The 20016-nt window shown below is 36.0% G+C and carries 15 protein-coding genes and 2 pseudogenes; 12 read left to right on the forward strand and 5 right to left on the reverse strand.

What is annotated here, in order from left to right:
• Positions 1-69: 69 nt before the first annotated feature.
• The 5 genes and pseudogenes from rfbA to HX13_RS07100 all read right to left on the reverse strand — a co-directional run bounded on the left by rfbA (position 70) and on the right by HX13_RS07100 (position 3791).
• A complete protein-coding gene (rfbA, locus tag HX13_RS07085) occupies positions 70-933 on the reverse strand; it encodes a glucose-1-phosphate thymidylyltransferase RfbA (RefSeq protein WP_050020525.1) in 864 nt (287 codons plus the stop codon).
• 7 nt (positions 934-940) lie between these two features.
• Positions 941-1246 (reverse strand): hypothetical protein, encoded by a 306-nt coding sequence (locus tag HX13_RS07090; RefSeq protein ID WP_238555136.1) that lies wholly within the window; start codon positions 1244-1246, stop codon positions 941-943.
• Entirely contained in the window at positions 1239-1391 is a 153-nt protein-coding gene (locus HX13_RS23725) for a hypothetical protein (RefSeq protein WP_238555137.1), read from the reverse strand. Before HX13_RS23725 ends, HX13_RS07090 begins: the two co-directional genes overlap by 8 nt.
• A 5-nt stretch (positions 1392-1396) precedes the next feature.
• Positions 1397-2476, reverse strand: a complete 1080-nt coding sequence (rfbB, locus tag HX13_RS07095; protein WP_050020526.1) for a dTDP-glucose 4,6-dehydratase — start codon at positions 2474-2476, stop codon at positions 1397-1399.
• Positions 2477-3791, reverse strand: a pseudogene (locus HX13_RS07100) (UDP-glucose dehydrogenase family protein). It lies immediately after the preceding gene.
• Positions 3792-4005: 214 nt separating this feature from the next.
• Here HX13_RS07100 and rimP point away from each other — a divergent pair.
• From rimP to HX13_RS26280, 12 genes and pseudogenes are all read left to right on the forward strand, one after another.
• Complete coding sequence (rimP, locus tag HX13_RS07105) at positions 4006-4473, forward strand: ribosome assembly cofactor RimP (RefSeq protein WP_050020527.1); 468 nt, start codon at positions 4006-4008, stop codon at positions 4471-4473.
• A 16-nt stretch (positions 4474-4489) separates the two neighbouring features.
• On the forward strand, positions 4490-5725 hold the full coding sequence (gene nusA / locus HX13_RS07110) for a transcription termination factor NusA (protein ID WP_002982960.1): 1236 nt from the start codon (positions 4490-4492) through the stop codon (positions 5723-5725).
• A gap of 78 nt (positions 5726-5803) precedes the next feature.
• On the forward strand, positions 5804-8740 hold the full coding sequence (gene infB / locus HX13_RS07115; protein ID WP_050020528.1) for a translation initiation factor IF-2: 2937 nt from the start codon (positions 5804-5806) through the stop codon (positions 8738-8740).
• A 319-nt stretch (positions 8741-9059) separates the two neighbouring features.
• Positions 9060-9182 carry a hypothetical protein gene (locus HX13_RS25425; protein WP_262483512.1) on the forward strand — a complete coding sequence of 41 codons (123 nt, stop codon included), beginning with the start codon at positions 9060-9062 and terminating at the stop codon, positions 9180-9182.
• A 10-nt stretch (positions 9183-9192) separates the two neighbouring features.
• Positions 9193-11955, forward strand: a complete 2763-nt coding sequence (locus HX13_RS07120; protein WP_185113598.1) for a SusC/RagA family TonB-linked outer membrane protein — start codon at positions 9193-9195, stop codon at positions 11953-11955.
• A gap of 48 nt (positions 11956-12003) precedes the next feature.
• Positions 12004-12582, forward strand: a complete 579-nt coding sequence (locus HX13_RS23730) for a RagB/SusD family nutrient uptake outer membrane protein (RefSeq protein ID WP_050020530.1) — start codon at positions 12004-12006, stop codon at positions 12580-12582.
• Between the two features lie 41 nt (positions 12583-12623).
• The gene (locus tag HX13_RS23735; RefSeq protein ID WP_050020531.1) at positions 12624-12995 is read left to right on the forward strand and encodes a hypothetical protein; all 372 of its coding nucleotides are present in this window, start codon (positions 12624-12626) and stop codon (positions 12993-12995) included.
• Positions 12964-13503 carry a RagB/SusD family nutrient uptake outer membrane protein gene (locus HX13_RS23740; RefSeq protein WP_050020532.1) on the forward strand — a complete coding sequence of 180 codons (540 nt, stop codon included), beginning with the start codon at positions 12964-12966 and terminating at the stop codon, positions 13501-13503. The genes HX13_RS23735 and HX13_RS23740 overlap by 32 nt, the downstream gene beginning before the upstream one ends.
• Before the next feature lie 44 nt (positions 13504-13547).
• Positions 13548-14351, forward strand: a complete 804-nt coding sequence (locus HX13_RS07140; RefSeq protein WP_050020533.1) for a hypothetical protein — start codon at positions 13548-13550, stop codon at positions 14349-14351.
• 166 nt (positions 14352-14517) lie between these two features.
• Positions 14518-16374: a putative porin gene (locus HX13_RS07145; RefSeq protein ID WP_238555138.1), complete on the forward strand. Its 1857-nt coding sequence runs from the start codon at positions 14518-14520 to the stop codon at positions 16372-16374.
• Between the two features lie 12 nt (positions 16375-16386).
• Entirely contained in the window at positions 16387-17973 is a 1587-nt protein-coding gene (gene bshC, locus HX13_RS07150; protein ID WP_050020535.1) for a bacillithiol biosynthesis cysteine-adding enzyme BshC, read from the forward strand.
• A gap of 38 nt (positions 17974-18011) precedes the next feature.
• Positions 18012-19959, forward strand: a pseudogene (locus HX13_RS26280) (LysM peptidoglycan-binding domain-containing protein).
• The last annotated feature ends 57 nt before the right edge of the window (positions 19960-20016 follow it).

The raw sequence follows: 20016 nt of genomic DNA on the forward strand, positions 1-20016 counted from the left end.
ATTTGTTGTTATGAACAAAAAACTATTGACCATAGGGCCAATAGTTTATGGAAATTATTAATTATATTACTATTTGTTGACGAGTTTTTTCAGATATTCACCATATCCGCTTTTTCCATACTTGGTAGCTGTTTCCAGTAATTTCTCTTCAGTAATGAATTGATTTCTGAAAGCAATTTCTTCAATACATCCGATTTTGAACCCCTGTCTCTTTTCAATCACACTTACAAATTCTGAGGCATCGTGTAAAGAATCAAATGTTCCTGTATCCAGCCAGGCTGTACCTCTGTCCAGTACTCCTACTTCTAATTTTCCTCTATTTAAATAAACATTGTTGACATCTGTAATCTCAAGCTCACCCCTTGCTGAGGGCTGAATATTTTTAGCAATTTCTACTACCTCATTGTCGTAAAAATATAATCCGGGAACAGCATAATTGGATTTTGGATTCAGAGGTTTTTCCTCAATAGAAACAGCTTTAAAATTATCATCAAAATCTACCACTCCGTATCTTTCAGGGTCTGCTACATGGTAGGCAAAAACAACACCACCATCCGGATTGGTTTTGTTTTTTAATAATGTTCCCATCTCGGAGCCATAGAAGATATTATCACCCAAAACAAGAGCCGCTGAATCATTACCGATAAACTGCTCTCCCAGGATAAAGGCCTGTGCAAGTCCGTCAGGACTTGGCTGTATTACATATTCTATATTGCATCCAATCTGGGACCCATCCCCCAAAAGCTTTATAAATCCCGGCTGATCGTGTGGGGTAGTGATAATTAATATATCTTTTATTCCGGCTAAAAGAAGCGTGGAAAGCGGATAGTAAATCATGGGTTTGTCATAAACAGGCATAAGCTGCTTGCTTACAGCAATAGTTAGGGGGTAAAGTCTTGTTCCGGAACCTCCGGCTAGTATTATTCCTTTCATCTTTTTATTATTTGGTATTCTCTATTGCATAGTCCATTTGATTTTTAATATTTAAGTCAATAGCAGGAGTCATCAAAAGAGCAGAATTGTCTTTTGATAATTGGCCGCCAATACTTCTGTAAAACCTAATCATCTCTTTTAGGCTTTTTTCTGAAATAAAAGAAAATGAACTATATAATGAAATTTTAAAATCATCAAAATTAAAATTGCTGATGATTGATTGAACTTGTTCTTTGGTGAGTAATTCCTTGGGGGGATTTACATTATAATCGAACATTTTACGTTCAAGATAATCTTTGGCATAATTAATCAATGCTTTTTTTATAATGAGCAACTTCTATAAATTCATCGATTAATTTCTGTTGGGATGAGTTGGCCATTGCCGGAGGAGAGGGTAAATCCTGTGCTCCGGCAAAAGAAGAAGATATTATAAAAAGTAATGAAAAAATATACCTCATGTAGATTAATTGTATTGCTTTTCGTAATATTTTTGATAATCTCCGCTGGTTACATTTTCCAGCCATTCTTTATTTTCAAGATACCAGTCAATAGTTTTACCCAATCCTTCTTCAAAGGTTACAGATGGTTTCCATCCTAAATCTTTATTTAGTTTGGTTGCATCAATGGCATAACGTTTATCATGACCAGGCCTGTCTTTTACAAATGCGATCAGCTTTTCAGAATATCCTTCGGGTTTCCCTAGTTTAGCATCCATTTGCTTTATTAATTCTTTTACCAGATCAATGTTTTGCCACTCGTTAAAACCTCCGATATTATAAGTTTCCCCGGTTTTTGCTTCATTAAAGATCTGATGAATTGCTCTGGCGTGATCAATGACAAATAACCAGTCTCTTGTATATTTACCATCACCATAGATAGGTAAAGGTTTTTCATTGATGATATTGGAAATACACAATGGAATCAATTTTTCCGGAAAGTGGTTTGGTCCATAGTTGTTTGAACAGTTGGATACAATAAATGGCATTCCATATGTGTTTCCATATGCTCTTACCAAATGGTCGGAAGCTGCTTTTGATGCTGAGTAAGGAGATTGCGGGTCATAAGGTGTTGTTTCCAGGAAAAATCCTGTTTCTCCTAAACTTCCATATACTTCATCAGTAGAAACATGATAGAAGAGGTTCGTTCTTTTTTCATCCGGGAATCTTCCATGGGTATGATCAGGATTCAATGTCCAGAATTCTTTACAAAGATTAAGAAGATTAGCTGTGCCGTTTACATTGGTATTGATAAATGCCATCGGGTCTGTAATACTTCTGTCTACGTGGCTTTCAGCGGCCAGATGTACAACAGCGTCCGGATTATATTTTTCAAAAACTCTTCTCAGCTCTTCTGGCTTGGTAATATCTGCTTTTTCAAAAATGTAGTTAGGCTCATTTTCGATGTCTTTCAGGTTTTCCAAATTTCCTGCGTAGGTAAGAGCATCAAGATTGATGATGGTACTGTCCGGATTGTTTTTTACAAATTCTCTTACAACATGTGATCCGATAAATCCTGCTCCTCCTGTAATAATAATATTTTTCATTTATTTTGAGATTGTCTTTCTACCTATACTTTTATAATAAAATCCATTTTGCTCCGGGATTTCAAGCGGATACATATTTCTGCCGTCAAAAATAGCCTTATTTTTCATCTTTTTCGCGATAAGATCGAAATTCGGGTTTTTAAATTCCGGCCATTCTGTAGCGATCAATAAAGCATCTGCCTCTTCCAAGGCATCGTACATGCCCTTAGCATATTGAATTTTATCGCCAAGAAGCTTTTGTACATTGTTTTCAGCAATGGAATCATATGCTACAATTTCCGCGCCTTTTTCTAATAGCAGATTGATATTGTCTAAAGATGACGCTTCACGAATATCGTCTGTGTTGGCTTTGAAAGCAAGTCCCCATATGGCAATTTTTTTTACCTGTGAGGCTTCCCCCAAAATATTTTTCAATTTCAGAAACCAAAATGACTTTCTGGGAAGTATTTACTTTTTCTGTGGCTTCCAGAATCTGAAAATCAAAATTTTCCTGCTTTCCAGATTTAATCAAAGCTTTTACATCTTTAGGAAAACAGCTTCCTCCATACCCGATTCCGGGAAATAAAAAACGATGACCAATTCTGTCGTCACTTCCCATTCCGAGTCTCACCTTATCTACATCTGCACCTACTTTTTCGCAATAATTGGCAATTTCATTCATAAAAGTAATCTTTACTGCTAAGAATGAATTAGAGGCATATTTGGTAAGTTCAGAAGATTTTTCATCCATGAATATGATAGGAATTCCGGTATTGGTGAATGGCTGATAAATTTTAGACATAATATCCTTTGCTCTGTCGGAGCTTGCACCTACCACCACTCTTGATGGGTTCATAGAATCTTCCACCGCAAAGCCTTCCCTTAAAAATTCAGGGTTAGATACCACATCAAAAGGGATGTCGGTTTTAGAAGATATTGTTTCTCTTACTCTGTCTGCTGTACCTACAGGGACGGTACTTTTGTTGACAACAACCTTGTATTCGGTCATCATTTCTCCGATATCGTTGGCAACTTTTAAGACATAAGAGAGATCTGCCGAACCATCTTCTCCGGGAGGTGTAGGTAAAGCCAGATAAATAACTTCACTTTTATCTAAAGCCTCTTTTAAATTGGTAGTAAAAAATAATCTTTCAGACTGAATGTTTCTTAGGAACATTTCTTCAAGGTTCGGCTCATAAATGGGAACGATGCCGTTTTTCATACCTTCTACTTTTTTTTCATCAATATCAACACAGTATACTGAATTGCCAAGTTCTGCAAGGGTAGTACCTGTAACTAATCCCACATAACCTGTTCCTACAATCGTTATATTCAAAATGTTTGTTTTTTAAATTCAAGACAAAAATAATAAAAATACTTTCACTTGCTTCTTTAATTTATTGTAAAAGAAATTCTCTCTATTTACTTGATACTAAGATAAATTTTGCATTTTTAGAAAAAAAAGCGTATATTTGCAATGGATTTACGGAAAAAATGGGAAGGCTTCGGAAGAAAGCCTTTTTTTCGTACTGTAAATCAAGATAAATTATATGGAGTTTAGAAAAAGAATTGAAGAATTATTAAATGAATTCCTTGAGACCAGAAAAGATCTGTTTCTTATTGATCTTAAAATTTCTGCAGGGGATGATATTACAGTGATTTTAGATGGTGATAACGGAGTTTCTTTGCAGGATTGTCTTGACGCAAGCCGTGCTATAGAATTCAATATGGATCGTGAAGAGCATGATTTCAGCCTTCAGGTAATGTCTGCCGGATTAAGCGAGCCATTATCCACTCCAAGGCAATTCAATAAGAATATAGGAAGAGAGATTGAGGTGATGCTGGAAGATTCTTCTAAGATTGAAGGGGAATTGTCGAAAGTAGATGATGATAAGATCACACTTATTTTACGCTACCGGAAACCGAAAGATATCGGAAAAGGAAAGGTAGATGTGGAGGAGGAAAAAGAAATTCCTTACTCTGAGATTAAGAAAGCATTAGTAGTAATTAAATTTTAAAAAGAAAAAAGAATAGATGGATAATATAGCGTTGATTGAATCCTTTGGTGATTTTAAAGACGAAAAAGGGATCAGTAAGATTGATCTTATGGCAATTATTGAAGATTCACTGAAAACACTTTTAAGAAAAAGATTCGATTCAGATGATCATTTTGATGTGATTGTAAACCCGGATAAAGGAGATTTTCAGATATTTTTAAATAAAACAATTGTAGAGGATGAAATGTCTGAGGATGATGATTTGGAAATTGAAATTTCTGAAGCAAAGAAGATTGACCCTACTTTCGAAGTAGGTGAGGACTTTACAATGGAAATTCCTGTTGCACAGTTAGGAAGAAGAAATATCCTTACATTGAAGCAAATCCTTGCTACAAAACTTCAGGAACACAATAATGCAATGCTATATGAGCAATTCAGAGATAAAATCGGGGAGATTGTAGTAGGAGAAATTCATCATATCCGTCATAAGCATGTGATATTATTGGATGATGAAGGAAATGAATTTATCTTGCCAAAAGAAAACCAGATCCCATCCGATTTCTTTAAAAAAGGTGAAAATATCAGAGCTATTGTTGAGACAGTAGACTTTAAAGGTTCTAAACCACAGATTATTATTTCCAGAACTGCCCCTAAATTCCTTGAGAAATTATTGGAGCTGGAAATTCCTGAAATCCAGGACGGAACCATTATCCTTAAAAAGGTAGTAAGAATCCCAGGAGAAAAGGCAAAAATTGCAGTAGATGCTTATGATGACAGAATTGATCCTGTAGGAGCTTGTGTGGGAGTTAAAGGATCCAGAATTCATGGAGTTGTAAGAGAGTTGAGAAATGAAAACATCGATGTTATTCAGTGGTCTAAAAACCCTGAGATCTTGGTGAAGAGAGCTTTAGGAAATGTTACTATTAACAAAATTGAGATCAATGAGGAGACTAATTATGCATTGGTGTATACTCCGGTTGAAGAAATTTCTAAAGTAATCGGAAAACAAGGTCAGAATATCAGACTGGCTTCTTGGTTGACAGGATATGAAATTGATGTGTACAGAGAGTCCAGCGAAGATGATGATGTTGAATTGAAAGAATTCAACGATGATATCGAGCAGTGGATTTTGGATGAATTTAAGAAAGTAGGACTTACTACTGCAAAATCGGTATTGGATAAAGAAACCGAAAGTCTTTTAAATATGGTGGACCTTGAAGAAGAAACTATTGAAGAGGTGAAACGTATTTTGAGAGAAGAATTTGAAGATTAAAATTTTAAATAAATTTTAATAAACAGTAAAAAAGAAATACTTTAATTTTAAGAATTAAAAAAATAGTAAATAATATAGATGCCAAAAATTAGATTAAATAAAGCGGTTAAGGAATTCAACATTTCGATGTCCAGGTTAGTAGAATTTTTACAATCCAGGGGATTTGAGGTTGAAAGCAATCCTAACGCTCAATTGGAAGAAGCGGCATATTCTGCATTGGAGGCTGAGTTTGCTAAGGATGGCGAACAGCGAAAGGCTTCCCATGAGGTGGTGATTACGAAAGTTCCGGAAGAAAAGCTGGAAATTGAGGAAAAGAAAACCCCTGAAGTGATAAGAGCTAAAGCTAACAAACCAGAAACTAAGATTTTAGGTAAAATAGATTTGGAACCTAAGACCCCTGAAGTTGAAGAAGCTCCTGCAGCTCCTGTGGCAGCACCGGTTGAAGAAAAGAAAGAAGAAATAGTGAAAGAAGAACCGGAGGTAAAGGCAGCCCCTGAAAAGCAGGAATTTAAAGTTTTGGATAAGATTGATTTGTCTCAGATAGAATCTAGAAATAGACCTGCAAAGAAAGACAAGCCAAAAATGGAGGAGGCCAAAGAAGAAAAACCGGTAGTAGAACCTGTAAAAGAAACTCCAAAACCAGTGGTAGAAGAGAAAAAAATAGAAGCCCCAAAAGCGGAAGCTGAATCTGAGACTCAAGAGCCTCAAAAAATTGAGACTGTTTATCAAAAACTTGATGGCCCTAAAATTGTTGGTGAAAAAATTGATTTGACTCAGTTTGCTCCAAAGCCAGGTGCTGGTGCAAAGAAAAAAAGAAAGAGAATAGAAAAGCCTGGTCAAAATAACCAACAGGGCCAGGGGAATAATCAAAACTCAGGAAATACCCAAGGCGGACAAGGCCAGGGAAACCGTCAGCATAATAATGGTGGCCAAGGTGGAAACCGTCAGGGACAAGGCGGTCAGGGGAACCGTCCTCAAGGCCAGGGTGGTCAAGGCGGAAACCGTTTCGGAAATAACCAGGGAGGAAACCGTCAGGGTGGCCAAGGTGGTGGATTTAAGAAAGGAGGCCAAAACAACAGACCTGGTCAAAGAGTGATGCCGGTTGAATTAACGGATGAACAAGTTAAAAACCAGATCAAAGAAACCTTAGAAAAACTTACCAATAAAGGAGGTAAATCTAAATCTGCAAAACACAGAAAAGATAAAAGAACTTTCCGTAGAGAGCAGGATGAGCGTCAGCAAGAGCTGGAGGCTCAAGACAGAACCCTGAAAGTTACAGAATTCATTACAGTAGGAGAATTAGCGAGCTTAATGAATGTTTCTCCAACAGAAGTGATTTCTGCATGTTTCTCTCTTGGGGTAATGGTTACCATGAACCAGAGGCTGGAAGCTGATACCTTATTATTAGTAGCTGACGAATTCGGTTATAAAATTGAATTCTCGGATGCTGATCTTGAAGAAAATGATAGTGAAGATGAAATCGACAGTGAAGAGGACCTGGTATCAAGAGCTCCGATTGTTACTGTAATGGGTCACGTAGATCATGGTAAGACATCATTACTTGACTATATCAGAAAAACAAATGTAATTGCTGGAGAATCAGGAGGTATCACACAACACATCGGTGCTTATAATGTGAAACTTGAAAATGGTCAGAGGATTACATTCTTAGATACACCGGGTCACGAGGCCTTTACAGCGATGAGGGCCAGAGGTGCCCAGATTACGGATATTGCAATTATCGTAATTGCAGCCGACGACGATGTAATGCCACAAACGAAAGAGGCAATTTCTCACGCCCAGGCAGCAGGTGTACCGATGATCATCGCATTGAACAAGGTTGATAAACCAAATGCTAATCCGGATAATATCCGTCAACAGCTTTCCGGAATGAATATTCTGGTAGAAGAATGGGGTGGAAATGTTCAGTCCCAGGAAATTTCTGCTAAGTTTGGTAATAATGTGGAATTGTTGTTAGAGAAGGTTCTTCTTCAGGCAGAAATGTTAGAATTAAAGGCTAATCCTAACAGAAATGCTCAAGGAGTTGTTATTGAAGCATCATTAGATAAAGGAAGAGGATATGTATCTACAATGTTAGTACAAACAGGTACTTTAAGAGTAGGGGATTATGTTCTTGCCGGTAAAAATCATGGTAAGGTAAAAGCAATGCTTGATGAAAGGGGAAGAAACCTTAAGGAAGCAGGTCCTTCAATTCCGGTTACCATCTTAGGACTCGACGGAGCTCCTACTGCAGGTGATAAATTTAAAGTATATGCTGACGAAAGTGAGGCGAAATCTATTGCCAACAAGAGAGAGCAGCTTCAGAGAGAGCTTTCGATCAGAACTAAGAAGCATACCACATTAGAAGAATTAGGTAGAAGGATTGCCTTAGGTGATTTCAAAGAATTGAACATTATTCTGAAAGGTGATGTGGATGGATCTGTTGAAGCATTGTCTGATCAGTTGCAAAGATTATCTACTGCTGAGATCAATGTGAACATCCTCCATAAAGGAGTTGGTCAGATTACGGAATCTGATGTTAACCTGGCTGCTGCATCCGATGCGATTATTATCGGATTTAATGTAAGGGCTGGTGCGAATGCTAAAGACTTAGCTGATAGAGAAGAGATCGAAATCAGAACATATTCGGTAATCTATGCTGCTATTGAAGAAGTAAAAGAAGCGATGGAAGGAATGCTTTCTCCTGAAATTAAAGAACAGGTAATTGGTAATGTGGAAATCAGAGAGGTGTTCAAAATCTCTAAAGTAGGTACAATTGCAGGATGTATGGTTCTTTCGGGTAAAGTGACAAGAAATTCCAAAGTGAGAGTATTGAGAGACGGTATCGTTAAATTTGACGGTGAGCTGGAAAGTTTGAAGCGTTTTAAAGATGATGTGAAGGAAGTAACAAAAGGTTATGAATGTGGTCTGAACCTGAAGGGCTATAACGATATTGAAATTGGAGATATTCTTGAAGTTTACGAAGAAGTTGCAGTTAAGAAAAAACTGAAATAATAATACGGTAAATTATATCCTAAATATGTGAAAACCACTTTTTTTATGAAGTGGTTTTTTTATTTTTTATACTTTCGCAATTTATAATAGTTCTAAATAATATTTTTTGCATTATTGACAATCGGCTATTTATGTACATTTTCATGGAAAAAATATATTTTATTAAATAAAAATTGTCTATCATTATTGAATCTTGTTTATTTTTTGTATTTTTCATTTATAATGTTAAAAAAAAGGAGTGCTTAAACAATGGTTTAATTTGTGAATATTAATATTTATTAACATATTTGCCTATTAAAATATATTAAAATTTGTTAATATGAATGTTAAACTACGTGTATTGAGTGCTGGTGCGCTATTTTTCTTTGGAGGAATGGTTATTGCGCAGCAGCAGACAACAACTAAAAAAAAGGGACACGGTAAAAAAGGAAACATCAATTGATGAAGTAGTTTTGTTAGGGTATTCAAAAACTATTACAAAACCTAAATCGACTGTTGCTTCTAATACTGTTGGTGAGGTATTCTTTGAGAATAGACCAAATGTCAATATGTTAACTTCTTTACAAGGTTCGGCACCAGGAGTGATTATGAACGGAGGGTCTGGTAGTCCAGGTTCTGCTAAGTTTAGCTTATTGATTCGTGGGACGAGTTCTATTAATGGTAATACAGATGCATTGATCGTTATCGATGATATTCCATCAAATGCTTCAGAATATAGAAATTTGAACCCTAATGATATTGAGTCAACAACTATTCTGAAAGATGCTGCAGCAACTGCTATATATGGTAACCGTGGAGCGAATGGAGTTGTTGTTATCAGAACAAAAAGAGGTAAATATAATAGTGGATTTAAGCTTTCTTATACAGGGATGACAGGGATGTCCCTAAGACCACTTGATAAATATAATCTAGCCAATACTGAAGAGTATATGGGAATTATGAGATTGTATGGTTATAATGAAACCAACTCAGACAACTATAGAACAGCGCAAAAAGCTAAAGAAGCTGGAATAAGTACTGACTGGTCAAAATATTTTTTCAAACCTGAATTGTTTCAATCACATGATGTGGCAATTTCAACAGGGGGAGCTAATGTGTCTTCTTATAACTCTTTTGGTTATATGGAGCAAGGGGGAGCTGTACCGACTACAGATTTTAAGAGGTTTACTGTTAGATCAAATATTCAGGCTAAATCTAAGGATAATAAACTAAATGTTAATTCTCAGATTGCTCTTGCATTCTCAAGAAGAAATGAATTAAATGAAGAAACCAATACCGGAATCAGAAACAACTCTGTGCAGAATCCACTTCTTGGAGTTCTTCAAGGTTTGCCATATTTGTCCCCAACTAAATATGCAAACGGACAGGAGTTATTTAACTCAATTGGAACTAATTTTAACAATGGAAATAATATCTACGTACTACAAAATCTTTTAACCAGAGGAAACCTTCCAAATTTTGTAGATCAGATATCTATTGGAGCTAACTTAGGGGCATCTTATAATATTACAAAAAACTTCACTTTAAGTAATAAACTAGGTATTGATTACAGACAAGGAGACAGGATTTCTGGTAGGGCTCCTTGGGCCTATCTGGCTTTGGCAACACAAGGAAATGCAAAATATACCGGTAACGAAGATCAAACAACGACAAGAGATTTAACGATCAATAACGTGATTTCAGCTTTATATAGCGGAAAAACAGGTGAACACTCTGTAGATGCTTCTGTTAATATGGAATATAATAAAGTATATTATAGATCAACAACAAGAAGACAAAACGGATTAGATCCAAGGACTTATGTACCGGGATCAGGTACAGGTTATGTGCCATTTGATAACTCGGCAACATCTCCTTATATCCCTTCTGTAAGTGCTTCAAGAGTTACAGCAGGAACTGTAGCAGTTTTTGGAACTGTTAACTATGATTATGCTGGAAGATTTGGTTTTAGTGGTACATTAAGAAGAGATGCATCTTACCGATTTGTTGGAGAAAACAGATGGGCAACGTATTGGTCTGTAGCAGGTAGATGGAATATTGACAAAGAAAGCTTCATGGAAGGTTCTACATTCAGTACTCTTAAGCTAAGAGCTTCTTATGGAACAAATGGTAACCAGAATATTATTGCTGCAGCTCCAGGTTCTAACCCACTATTAACGGCAAGCCAGGTTGTAAGAGATTTGTATACTTCTCCTACAGGATATGGTAATGCTCTTGGATTAGGTTTTGCTTATGGAAATCCGTTAGTACAGTGGGAAGATGTTGCTCAGGCAAACATTGGATTAGATTTTACATTGCTTAATAATAAATTAGAAGGTACCCTTGATGTGTACCAAAAGAAAACAACAAACCTATTTAGTACAATTCCAATTTCAGGTGTTTCAGGCTCTTATAGTGTTTCAGGAAATAATGGGTCAATGACTAATAAAGGGATTGAATTAGGTTTACGTTATAATGTTATAAGAACTAACGATCTTACATTAAGCATTTTTGCTAATGGCTCCTATAATAATAATAAAGTTAATGACTATACAATTTTCGGAGATCCGGAACCAGGTTCAACGGTTAATATGGCTGGACATACTTTAAATGAATGGTATGTATATAAGTATGCAGGGGTTAATAAGAGTAACGGTAACTTATTGTTCTATACTAAAGATGGAGGGGTTACAGAAGCACCGAAAGTGGAAGACGCACAATTTCTGGATGTAAGCCCGATTCCTAAGTATGCGGGGAGTTTTGGTTTCGAAACTAATTATAAAGGGTTTTTCTTTGATGGGTTATTCACATTCCAAAAAGGAGTTAAGAAGTTTGATAATGCGCTTTATTGGTTAGCTAATCCTGAAGGACTAGGCTCGAGTGCTGTTGGCTCTTCAAACATGTCAACAGACCTATTGGGTGCGTGGACTCCTGAAAATTCAAATGCTGATATTCCAAGCTTAAGAGCTACAAACTGGGGATATACAGCAGACTCTGATTATTTTCTTAAAGATGCATCTTTCTTAAAAGTTAGATCCGTTACAATAGGATATCAACTTAAAAAAGAACAATTACAGAACCTTCCAATTACGGGACTTAGAATATATGTACAAGGAGAAAATCTTTATACATGGACAAAATGGAGAGGTTTCGATCCTGAGCCACTTACAGGATCAAATTTAAGTGTATATCCTAACCCAAGAATGTATACAGTAGGGGTGAAAATTGATTTCTAAAAATTATTAAAATGAAAAAAAATATTATATATATTATCGTTTTTCTTAGTGCTGACGTCATGTAATGATGCACTAGAAATTGTCCAGGATGGAGAGATTAATGATGCAAATGTTGCCTTTCAGTCGGTAGAAGATATGCAGAAGTTTCTTAATGGAAGCGTTTATCCGGCTGTAAATCCAACAAGTGAGATCTTTTTTACTTCGTTATTTACAGATGAAGTTGGATATGGGCCGAGTAGTGTAAGTACTTCAGATATTTTAACTCACAGATTTGTTCTTAATTCTACAACAAGTCAGGTCTCAGGTATTTGGGCAAGTAACTATAACATTATCAATAAAGTAAATATTCTTTTAAAAGGAAGCACTTTGATTGACTATAACTCACTATCTACTCCTAATAAAGCATTGTATACCGGAGTCTTAGTAAATGCCAGAGCCTTAAGAGCATATGCTTATATTACACTGGAATCTTACTTTTCTTCAAATATGAAAGACCCAAATGCATTAGGAGTAATGCTTAGCACTGAGCCAGCAGACATTTTTACTACTAAGTTGCCAAGAGTGAAAAACTCTGAAATATTTGCTTTGATTGAATCAGATTTGCAATTTGCGCTTACGAATTTTTAACGGAAACGCTGTTTCTACAGGAGTTTCTGCCCAACATTATTTTGATAAAAAAAGCATCAATTAATGCAATTGCTGCAAGGTATTATAATTATAAAGGTGATAATGCTAATGCAAAACTTAATGCTGAAGCAGCTATTAATACTAGTGGTTTAGCTTTAGCGTCAGGTACTACATATTCTAACATGTGGGCAGATACTTCAAGAGGTGAAATTCTTTGGTCTTTATATAGACCAAACAGTTCCACGGGTTCTTGGTCTAATATAGCAGGATTGTGGACGACAAATTCTACGGATATTAATGGATCTGTTAACTTTGATATGAGTAGAAAATTATTTTCCCTTATTAATGGGCAAATATCTACAGCGGGGGATATTCGTCGTGATGTTTTTTGTAGATGCTACAAGTGCATTTGATGCATTTTATCCTAACGGAGCAAATGCCAGAGAGGATGACGTAATTGTAATTAACAAATATCCGGGAAAATCTGGTAGCCTTGCAAGTGCTACCATGCAATTGAGAAATGACATTAAGATGTTCAGATTATCAGAAATGTACTTTATTTTAGCTGAAGTAGCTGCAAATCAAGGTGATTGGGTAACTGCTGCAGATAACATTAATAAAGTACGAAAAGCTAGGTCTAAAAACGGTGCTTCGCCTATGCCTTCTTACTCTGGGGCACAGCAAGCATACGCAGATATTCTTTTAGAAAGAAGAAGGGAATTGTGTTTGGAAGGACATCGTTATGTAGACTTAAAAAGAATGGGGGTTGCAGCTGGAGTAGGTATTGACAGAGATGTTTATGATGATGATAACAAGACATTACCACTTACATTACCTGCTAGTGATTACAGATTTACATTACCAATTCCATTGGATGAAATTAATGCAAATCCTAATATTCAACAAAACTCTGGATATTAATTATAATAATTAAGAATTTATGAAAAAAAATTGCATTTTTAATATTGGCATTCGTTGTTTTCTTTTTTAATAGTTGTAAGGATGAAGCTCAAGTTTATGACGGCGAATCATATTTACACTTTAATAAAGGTACAAGAAGTGAAGCTGTAGTGAAAATAGGCTCAGGCCCTACTACAGTAGGAATTAACTTTGGAACAGCTCATGCACTTCCAGGAGCAGCGCAGGTGAAACTTGTAGTTGATACAAGTGTTTCTACAGCTGTAGAAGGTACTGATTTCCAAATTGTAAATCAAAACCAGACTGTTGATGCTGGTAAAATAGAAGGTCAATTCCAGGTAAAACTTCTTGAAGCAGGAGCTACTGTAGATCCAAAAGTAATTGTATTTAAACTACAATCTTCATCAGTTCCTAATGCTACATTTGATCAAACATATACTTTGACATATACTAAAGCTTGCCCAGCTTCATCATTTGTAGGAAATGGAATGTTTCAAAACAATGTATCAAGTTGGATAGAAGATCCTACTGCAGTTTATACTATCCAAGATTTGGGAGTTACAAACAACGTGGGTACATTTAAAGTTATTGGATTTATGGATAATGGTAGTGATCTTATTTTAAAGTATAATCCTGACACTTATGTTGTTACTACTCCTGAACAAAGCTTAGGCTCTTCAGCTAACGGGGGTGTCAACTATGTGAAAGATGCTTCAGATGGAAGTAAATCTACTTTTAACGCATGTACAAGAACATTAAAGCTTCGAGTTAATTATTTTGTTAAAAACCCTACTACTGGTGCTTCACTAGGAAGTTATGGTGATTATGACGAAGTGTTTACAGGCCAATAAAGTAATTTATATTACTTATATAAAACTAACCCCACATTTTTGTGGGGTTTTTTATGTCCTTTTATTTCTTATTTTTGCTGTACAATAATGAATAATGAAGTACATCCTTTTCATACTTTTTTCTTTAAGTTTTATAGCTAAAGCTCAAGTCAAGCCTGAGAAGCCTTTGCAAAAAGCAGAAGACACTCTGGTCATAGATTCCGGGAAAAAAGATTCTTTAAAGATTTTCAAGCCTACCATTCAGGATTATCAGTATCAGACTCAGTTTTCCGAAAAGAAAGTTTTTGATACGGTAATGACATTTGATAAAACCTACATCTACTCACAATACAATAACAGGGATAATTTTGGAAGGATACAACCCGCAAATATAGGTGCAGGATTCAATCCGCTGGTATTCGAAGTAAATGCAGAAGAAAACCTGTCTTTGCTTCCCGCCAATAAGTCGTATATGATTATTGGGGCTAATGATGTGAAGTATTATGATGTAAAAACTCCTACCGCCTCTTTCATTTATCATAATGCAATGAGAAACGGTGCAGCACTGAAATCTACCTACACCCAGAATATCGGAAAAAGATTCAATTTCGCACTTGAATATATGGGACTCCGTTCCCAGGGGCTTTACAGAAACTCATTAGCTGCTAATAACAACACCATATTTTCGGGACATTATGTTTCAAAAAATGGAAGTTATGAGCTCTTTGCCCATTATCTTCACCAAAATGTAAATAAGCAGGAAAGTGGTGGGATTACAGAAGATGATTTGTTTCAAAGTGGTGACAGTAACTATAAAAACAGACAAAATGCCCAGGTGAACCTGGCTTCCACAAGTTCGCAATTTTCCTACAGAAGATATTATTTAAGTCACCAGCTTACTCCGTTTAATTCGGAGAAATTCCCATTCAGTATCAGGCATACTATTTTTCATCAGGGAAATAAATATTTTTACAATCAAGGCGCAATAGAGCCATATTGGGTGACCAATCCTACTAATGTTATCACTGGTTTCCCATTGACTACCAAAAAATATTCTGAGAACTTAAGCAATACTGTAAGTCTTGTGTTTAATAACGAGAAATTTAAATTAGATGCAGGAGTTCGCTATCAGATTATTAAACTTGGGATAAGAGATGTGGTGGCTCGGAATGGGGTCCCTTTTCCCGATGAACTTAAAGAAAACAGGATAGGTGCAGTAGGAAACCTGGAAGTAAAACTTTGGGATAAAATTCAGTTGAAATCATTTCTTGAATTTTCGAATGGGAGCCAGTTTAAGAGCTATCTTAAAACCACTAATAACCTGAAGTTTGAACCTGTAAAAGATTACTTTGTGAATGCAAAAGTTAATTTTCAAAGTGCCTATCCTTCGTTCAATTATTTATTAAATACTTCTGTGTACAGCAATTTCAACTATTATCTTGAGAATGCGAAAAACCAATCAGTAATGGAAATCGGCGGAAGTGTAAATCTGAAATGGTTTAAAACAGAACTTTTTGCCAATTATTTCAGGATCGATAACTATACTTATATAGATAGTAATGCAAACCCCAGACAGAGTGAAAGCTCACTGAATATTTCTCAGATTGGAGGAGAGGCCACTTTTAGTTATGGCAAATTCCATTTGAATACAAGATTGCATTTTCAAAATACTTTAACAAATAAAGAATTGCTTCCTTTACCAGGTTTCATTGGAAGGGCTAACCTCTTTTATCAGACACAAGCATTTAAGAAAGCCGCCGAAATTCAGGCCGGACTTAAAATATATTATTTCTCCAAATTTGCATCCAGAGACTATTTCCCGGTTCTTAACGAGTATATTCTACCTGGTGCCAATTCATTCTCTATTGGAGGACAGCCTATGATGGATCTTTATATTAACATGAAGGTGAAAAAAATGTTTTTCTTCATAGAAGGGCAGCAGATAGGAACCGTTCTTTCCAATAACAAAGCGTATGCATTTCCACATTATCCGGTATATGATTTCAGATTGAATATCGGAATTGTGTGGTATTTGTTCAACTAAAAAACGAGCAGGTTGAAAACAATTAATAAAATTCCGTTTAGCGATATAGAAAGTATCCCCCAGTTGGTAAAAGATTTTTTAAATCAGAAAATTGAGGGTTTTGAAAACAGTACCTTTTCCTTAGAACATTTCCGGAATCAGATCCATATCAAACAGGATTCCTTTTCACAAGAGCAAAGAGAAGTGTTGTATAATGTACTTGAAAAACAGCTTTCAGGATTTACTCTTTCGTCCGGACAAAAGAAAAATATGGACCTTTTGAAACTGCCGGATACATTTACCATTACCACCGGTCATCAGCTGAATTTATTCTCAGGACCTGTTTTCTTTGTCTACAAAATATTACAGACCATTAAAACCTGTATCTATCTTAAAGAGAATTTTCCGGATTTTAACTTTGTTCCGGTATATTGGATGGCTTCAGAGGATCATGACTTTGCAGAAATCAATCATTTTAAGACCGAGAATAATTATTATGAAACCAATGAAAAAGCAGGAGGGCCGGTAGGGAGAATTAAAATCACCGATACCTATTTCATTTCGGAGTTTGAAAAAGAATTTAAGGACTCCGTTTTTGGGACAGAGCTGATTTTAATGTTAAAAGAAGCTTATAAGAACGGGAATACCCTTACGGAAGCCATCAAAACGCTGGTGAACCGTTTGTTCTCAGAATTTGGATTATTGATGTTGGACGGAGATTCTAAAGATCTTAAACAGCAGGTTAAAGACATTTTTAAAGATGAACTGCTTCATTTCAGTTTACAAAAAAACTCAAAAAATAAAGTTGATTTCCTGACAGGCAAGTATGGGAAAGTTCAGGTAAATCCACGGGAAATTAATCTTTTTTACCTTACTGAAACCAGAGACCGGATTGATTATAACGGACAGCACTATCTTGTTGTAGATACCAATCTTCAGTTTACAAAGGAAGAAATATTGGCAAAACTGGAACAGAATCCGGAAAAATTCAGCCCGAATGCATTAATGCGTCCGGTATACCAGGAAAAAGTTTTGCCAAACCTGGCTTATATCGGGGGGAATGCTGAAATTATGTACTGGCTTGAGCTTAAAGATTATTTCTCTGCAACCGGGATTCCTTTTCCTATTCTTATCCCGAGGAATTCCATGCTCTTTTTGAAGGAAAAAACGGTAAAGAAAATAGAGAAATTACATCTCAAAACAGAAGATTTCTTTCAGAATTTTACTACCATTACCAATCAGGTGATTATGAAAGATAACACAATCTTACAATTGCTTGAAGATAAAGAAGAACTTCTGGTCCGTAATTTTTCCGAATTGAAAGAAGCTGCCGAAACTACAGAGAAATCCTTTGGAAATATGGTGAAGGCAGAAGAAGTAAGACAATTGAAATCTTTTAAAAGAATGAAAAAACGCTTGCTTCATGCTGAAAAAATAAAACAGAATGAGCTGCTCGAAAGACTTGAAAATCTGTTTTTAGATGTACATCCTTCCAAAATATGGCAGGAAAGAGTTTTCAATTTTAGTGTATTCTTTTCAGATGAAGGGTATTCATGGCTTGAAAATTGTTTGGAAGAAATGGTGGTTCAAGAATCCAAATTAATAATTGTTGCCATTTAATTTTAAAGGAGTATTTTTGTAAATTATAATTATCGAATATGATAAAGAGGTTTTTTATTCTATCCAGTTTATGTATGGTTTTGGGAGTTTCAGCTCAGAAATCCCATACGGTTGTACAAGGTGATAACCCTTACAACATTGCAAAGAAGTATGGAATGACTGTAGATGAATTGTTGAAGTTAAACCCTAAGCATAAAGATGGCAAGCTGGCTATTGGAGATGTTTTAACGATAAAATCAGACAAAGCAGCCACGCCGGTTGTCACAAAAACAGCTGTCGCTGAAAAAGTAAAAACGGCAACAAATACGAATGCTGCATTAGGGAAAATTGTTCTACAGCCAAAGCAAACCATCTATGGAATTACAAAACAATATAGAATTTCTGAAACTGATTTAAGAAAACTGAATCCGGAACTGGATTCCCATATGAAAATCGGGGATGAAATTACCTTACCTCTTGCCAGCATTAAAAAATATGGTGACAGCCAACAAGTGGTAGCTACAGAAAAGCCGGCAGAAACAACTGCTGAAAAAGTAACAACTCCTGCTCCTGTGGCACCTGCGGATGATGAAACCTATGTGATTCAGGCAAAAGATAATTATTACAGGATTTCAAAACAATTTGGAATCAATCAGCAGGAACTTTTTGCTTTAAATCCCGGTTTAGAAGAAAAAGGGCTGAAGCCTGGTGAGACTATTAAAATAAAAAAAAGCCAATGCTGATCCCGTTGCAGAACCTGCCAATCCAAAAGCAAAAATGGATTCAGGGAACGAAAAGCCTTCCGGAACAACGACAGCCAGTGTGGCCGCAGGAGATGATTATGTAACCTATACCGTTCAGCAAGGAGATACTGTATTTTCTATTGTTAATAAATTCGGTGTTTCAATTGATGAGTTAATTGCCCTTAACCCGGAACTTTCGCAGGGGTTGAAGGCAGGAATGGTTTTAAAGATTAAAAAACAGGATCCGGCTTATGTGAAGAAAAATGGAGATGCCTTAAGCGTAGTTCTGATGCTTCCTTTCGGGTATAGCACCAACGAAACGCAATACAGAGGTATGGCGCTGGACTTTTTGACAGGAGCTAAGCTGGCTATTGAAAGAAATGCAAGAGGAGGCCAGAAGTTAGACATTAAAATCGTAGACTCAGGAAATGAAGCTTCATTTAAAAACTCTTTAACACAAATCAATCCTGAAAATACAGACCTGATCATAGGACCATTCTTTAAATCCAATGTGATTGATGTCCTTGACTTTACCAGAAATCAGAAAATCCCGATTGTAGCACCTTTTGCCAACTCTCCGGAACTATATAACTACAGCAACCTGATTATCGTGGAAACGAACAATCAAACCTATGCTGATAAGATTGTGGAAGAAGTAAAGGCAGTGTATTCAGATCAGAAAATATATGTAGTGGCAGATGCTAAAAAAGAAAATGCCAATTACATTAAAACAGGCCTTGAAAAAGCAATCAAAAATCCAAATATCGTCATTGTTAACTCACCTGCAGATATCCAGCTGGATCAGAATATGATGACAGGACAATCTGCTCCGGTGATTGCTGTTTTAGCTAATGATGATATGGGAGATGCCTTTGCCAATAAAATAATAGGACTTTCTAAGGAAGCACAGGGGGTAAAAGCTTTCAGTATGTTCTATTCTCCCGTCTTCGAAAAGAGAGTAGATGAATTGAGCCAGGCAAGTTTAGTGTACCTGATGGATAGAAAAATCAATACGGATGGTAGTTTTGAAAAAGAAATCCTGGCGGCTTATAAAGCCAAGTATTGTAAAACCCCACCAAAATATGCCATCGTTGGTTTTGATGTGGTAAACGATATGCTAACCCGGGAAAATAGAAAAGGAGAAATCTTTAAACAAATGAATAAGGTGCAGACTCAGCTTGCAACGAAATTTGAGTTTGTAAAATCCAAAGCCAATGGAGCGTATGTAAATACCGGTTACAGAGTAATCAGGCTGGTACCTTAACATGTTTTATAGCTCTTTAAAAGAATATTGTTAACATTATAGTTATATTTGCATAAT

Origin of the sequence: Chryseobacterium sp. P1-3, assembly GCF_000738495.1 — a bacterium.
Taxonomy (GTDB): Bacteria; Bacteroidota; Bacteroidia; order Flavobacteriales; family Weeksellaceae; genus Chryseobacterium; species Chryseobacterium gallinarum.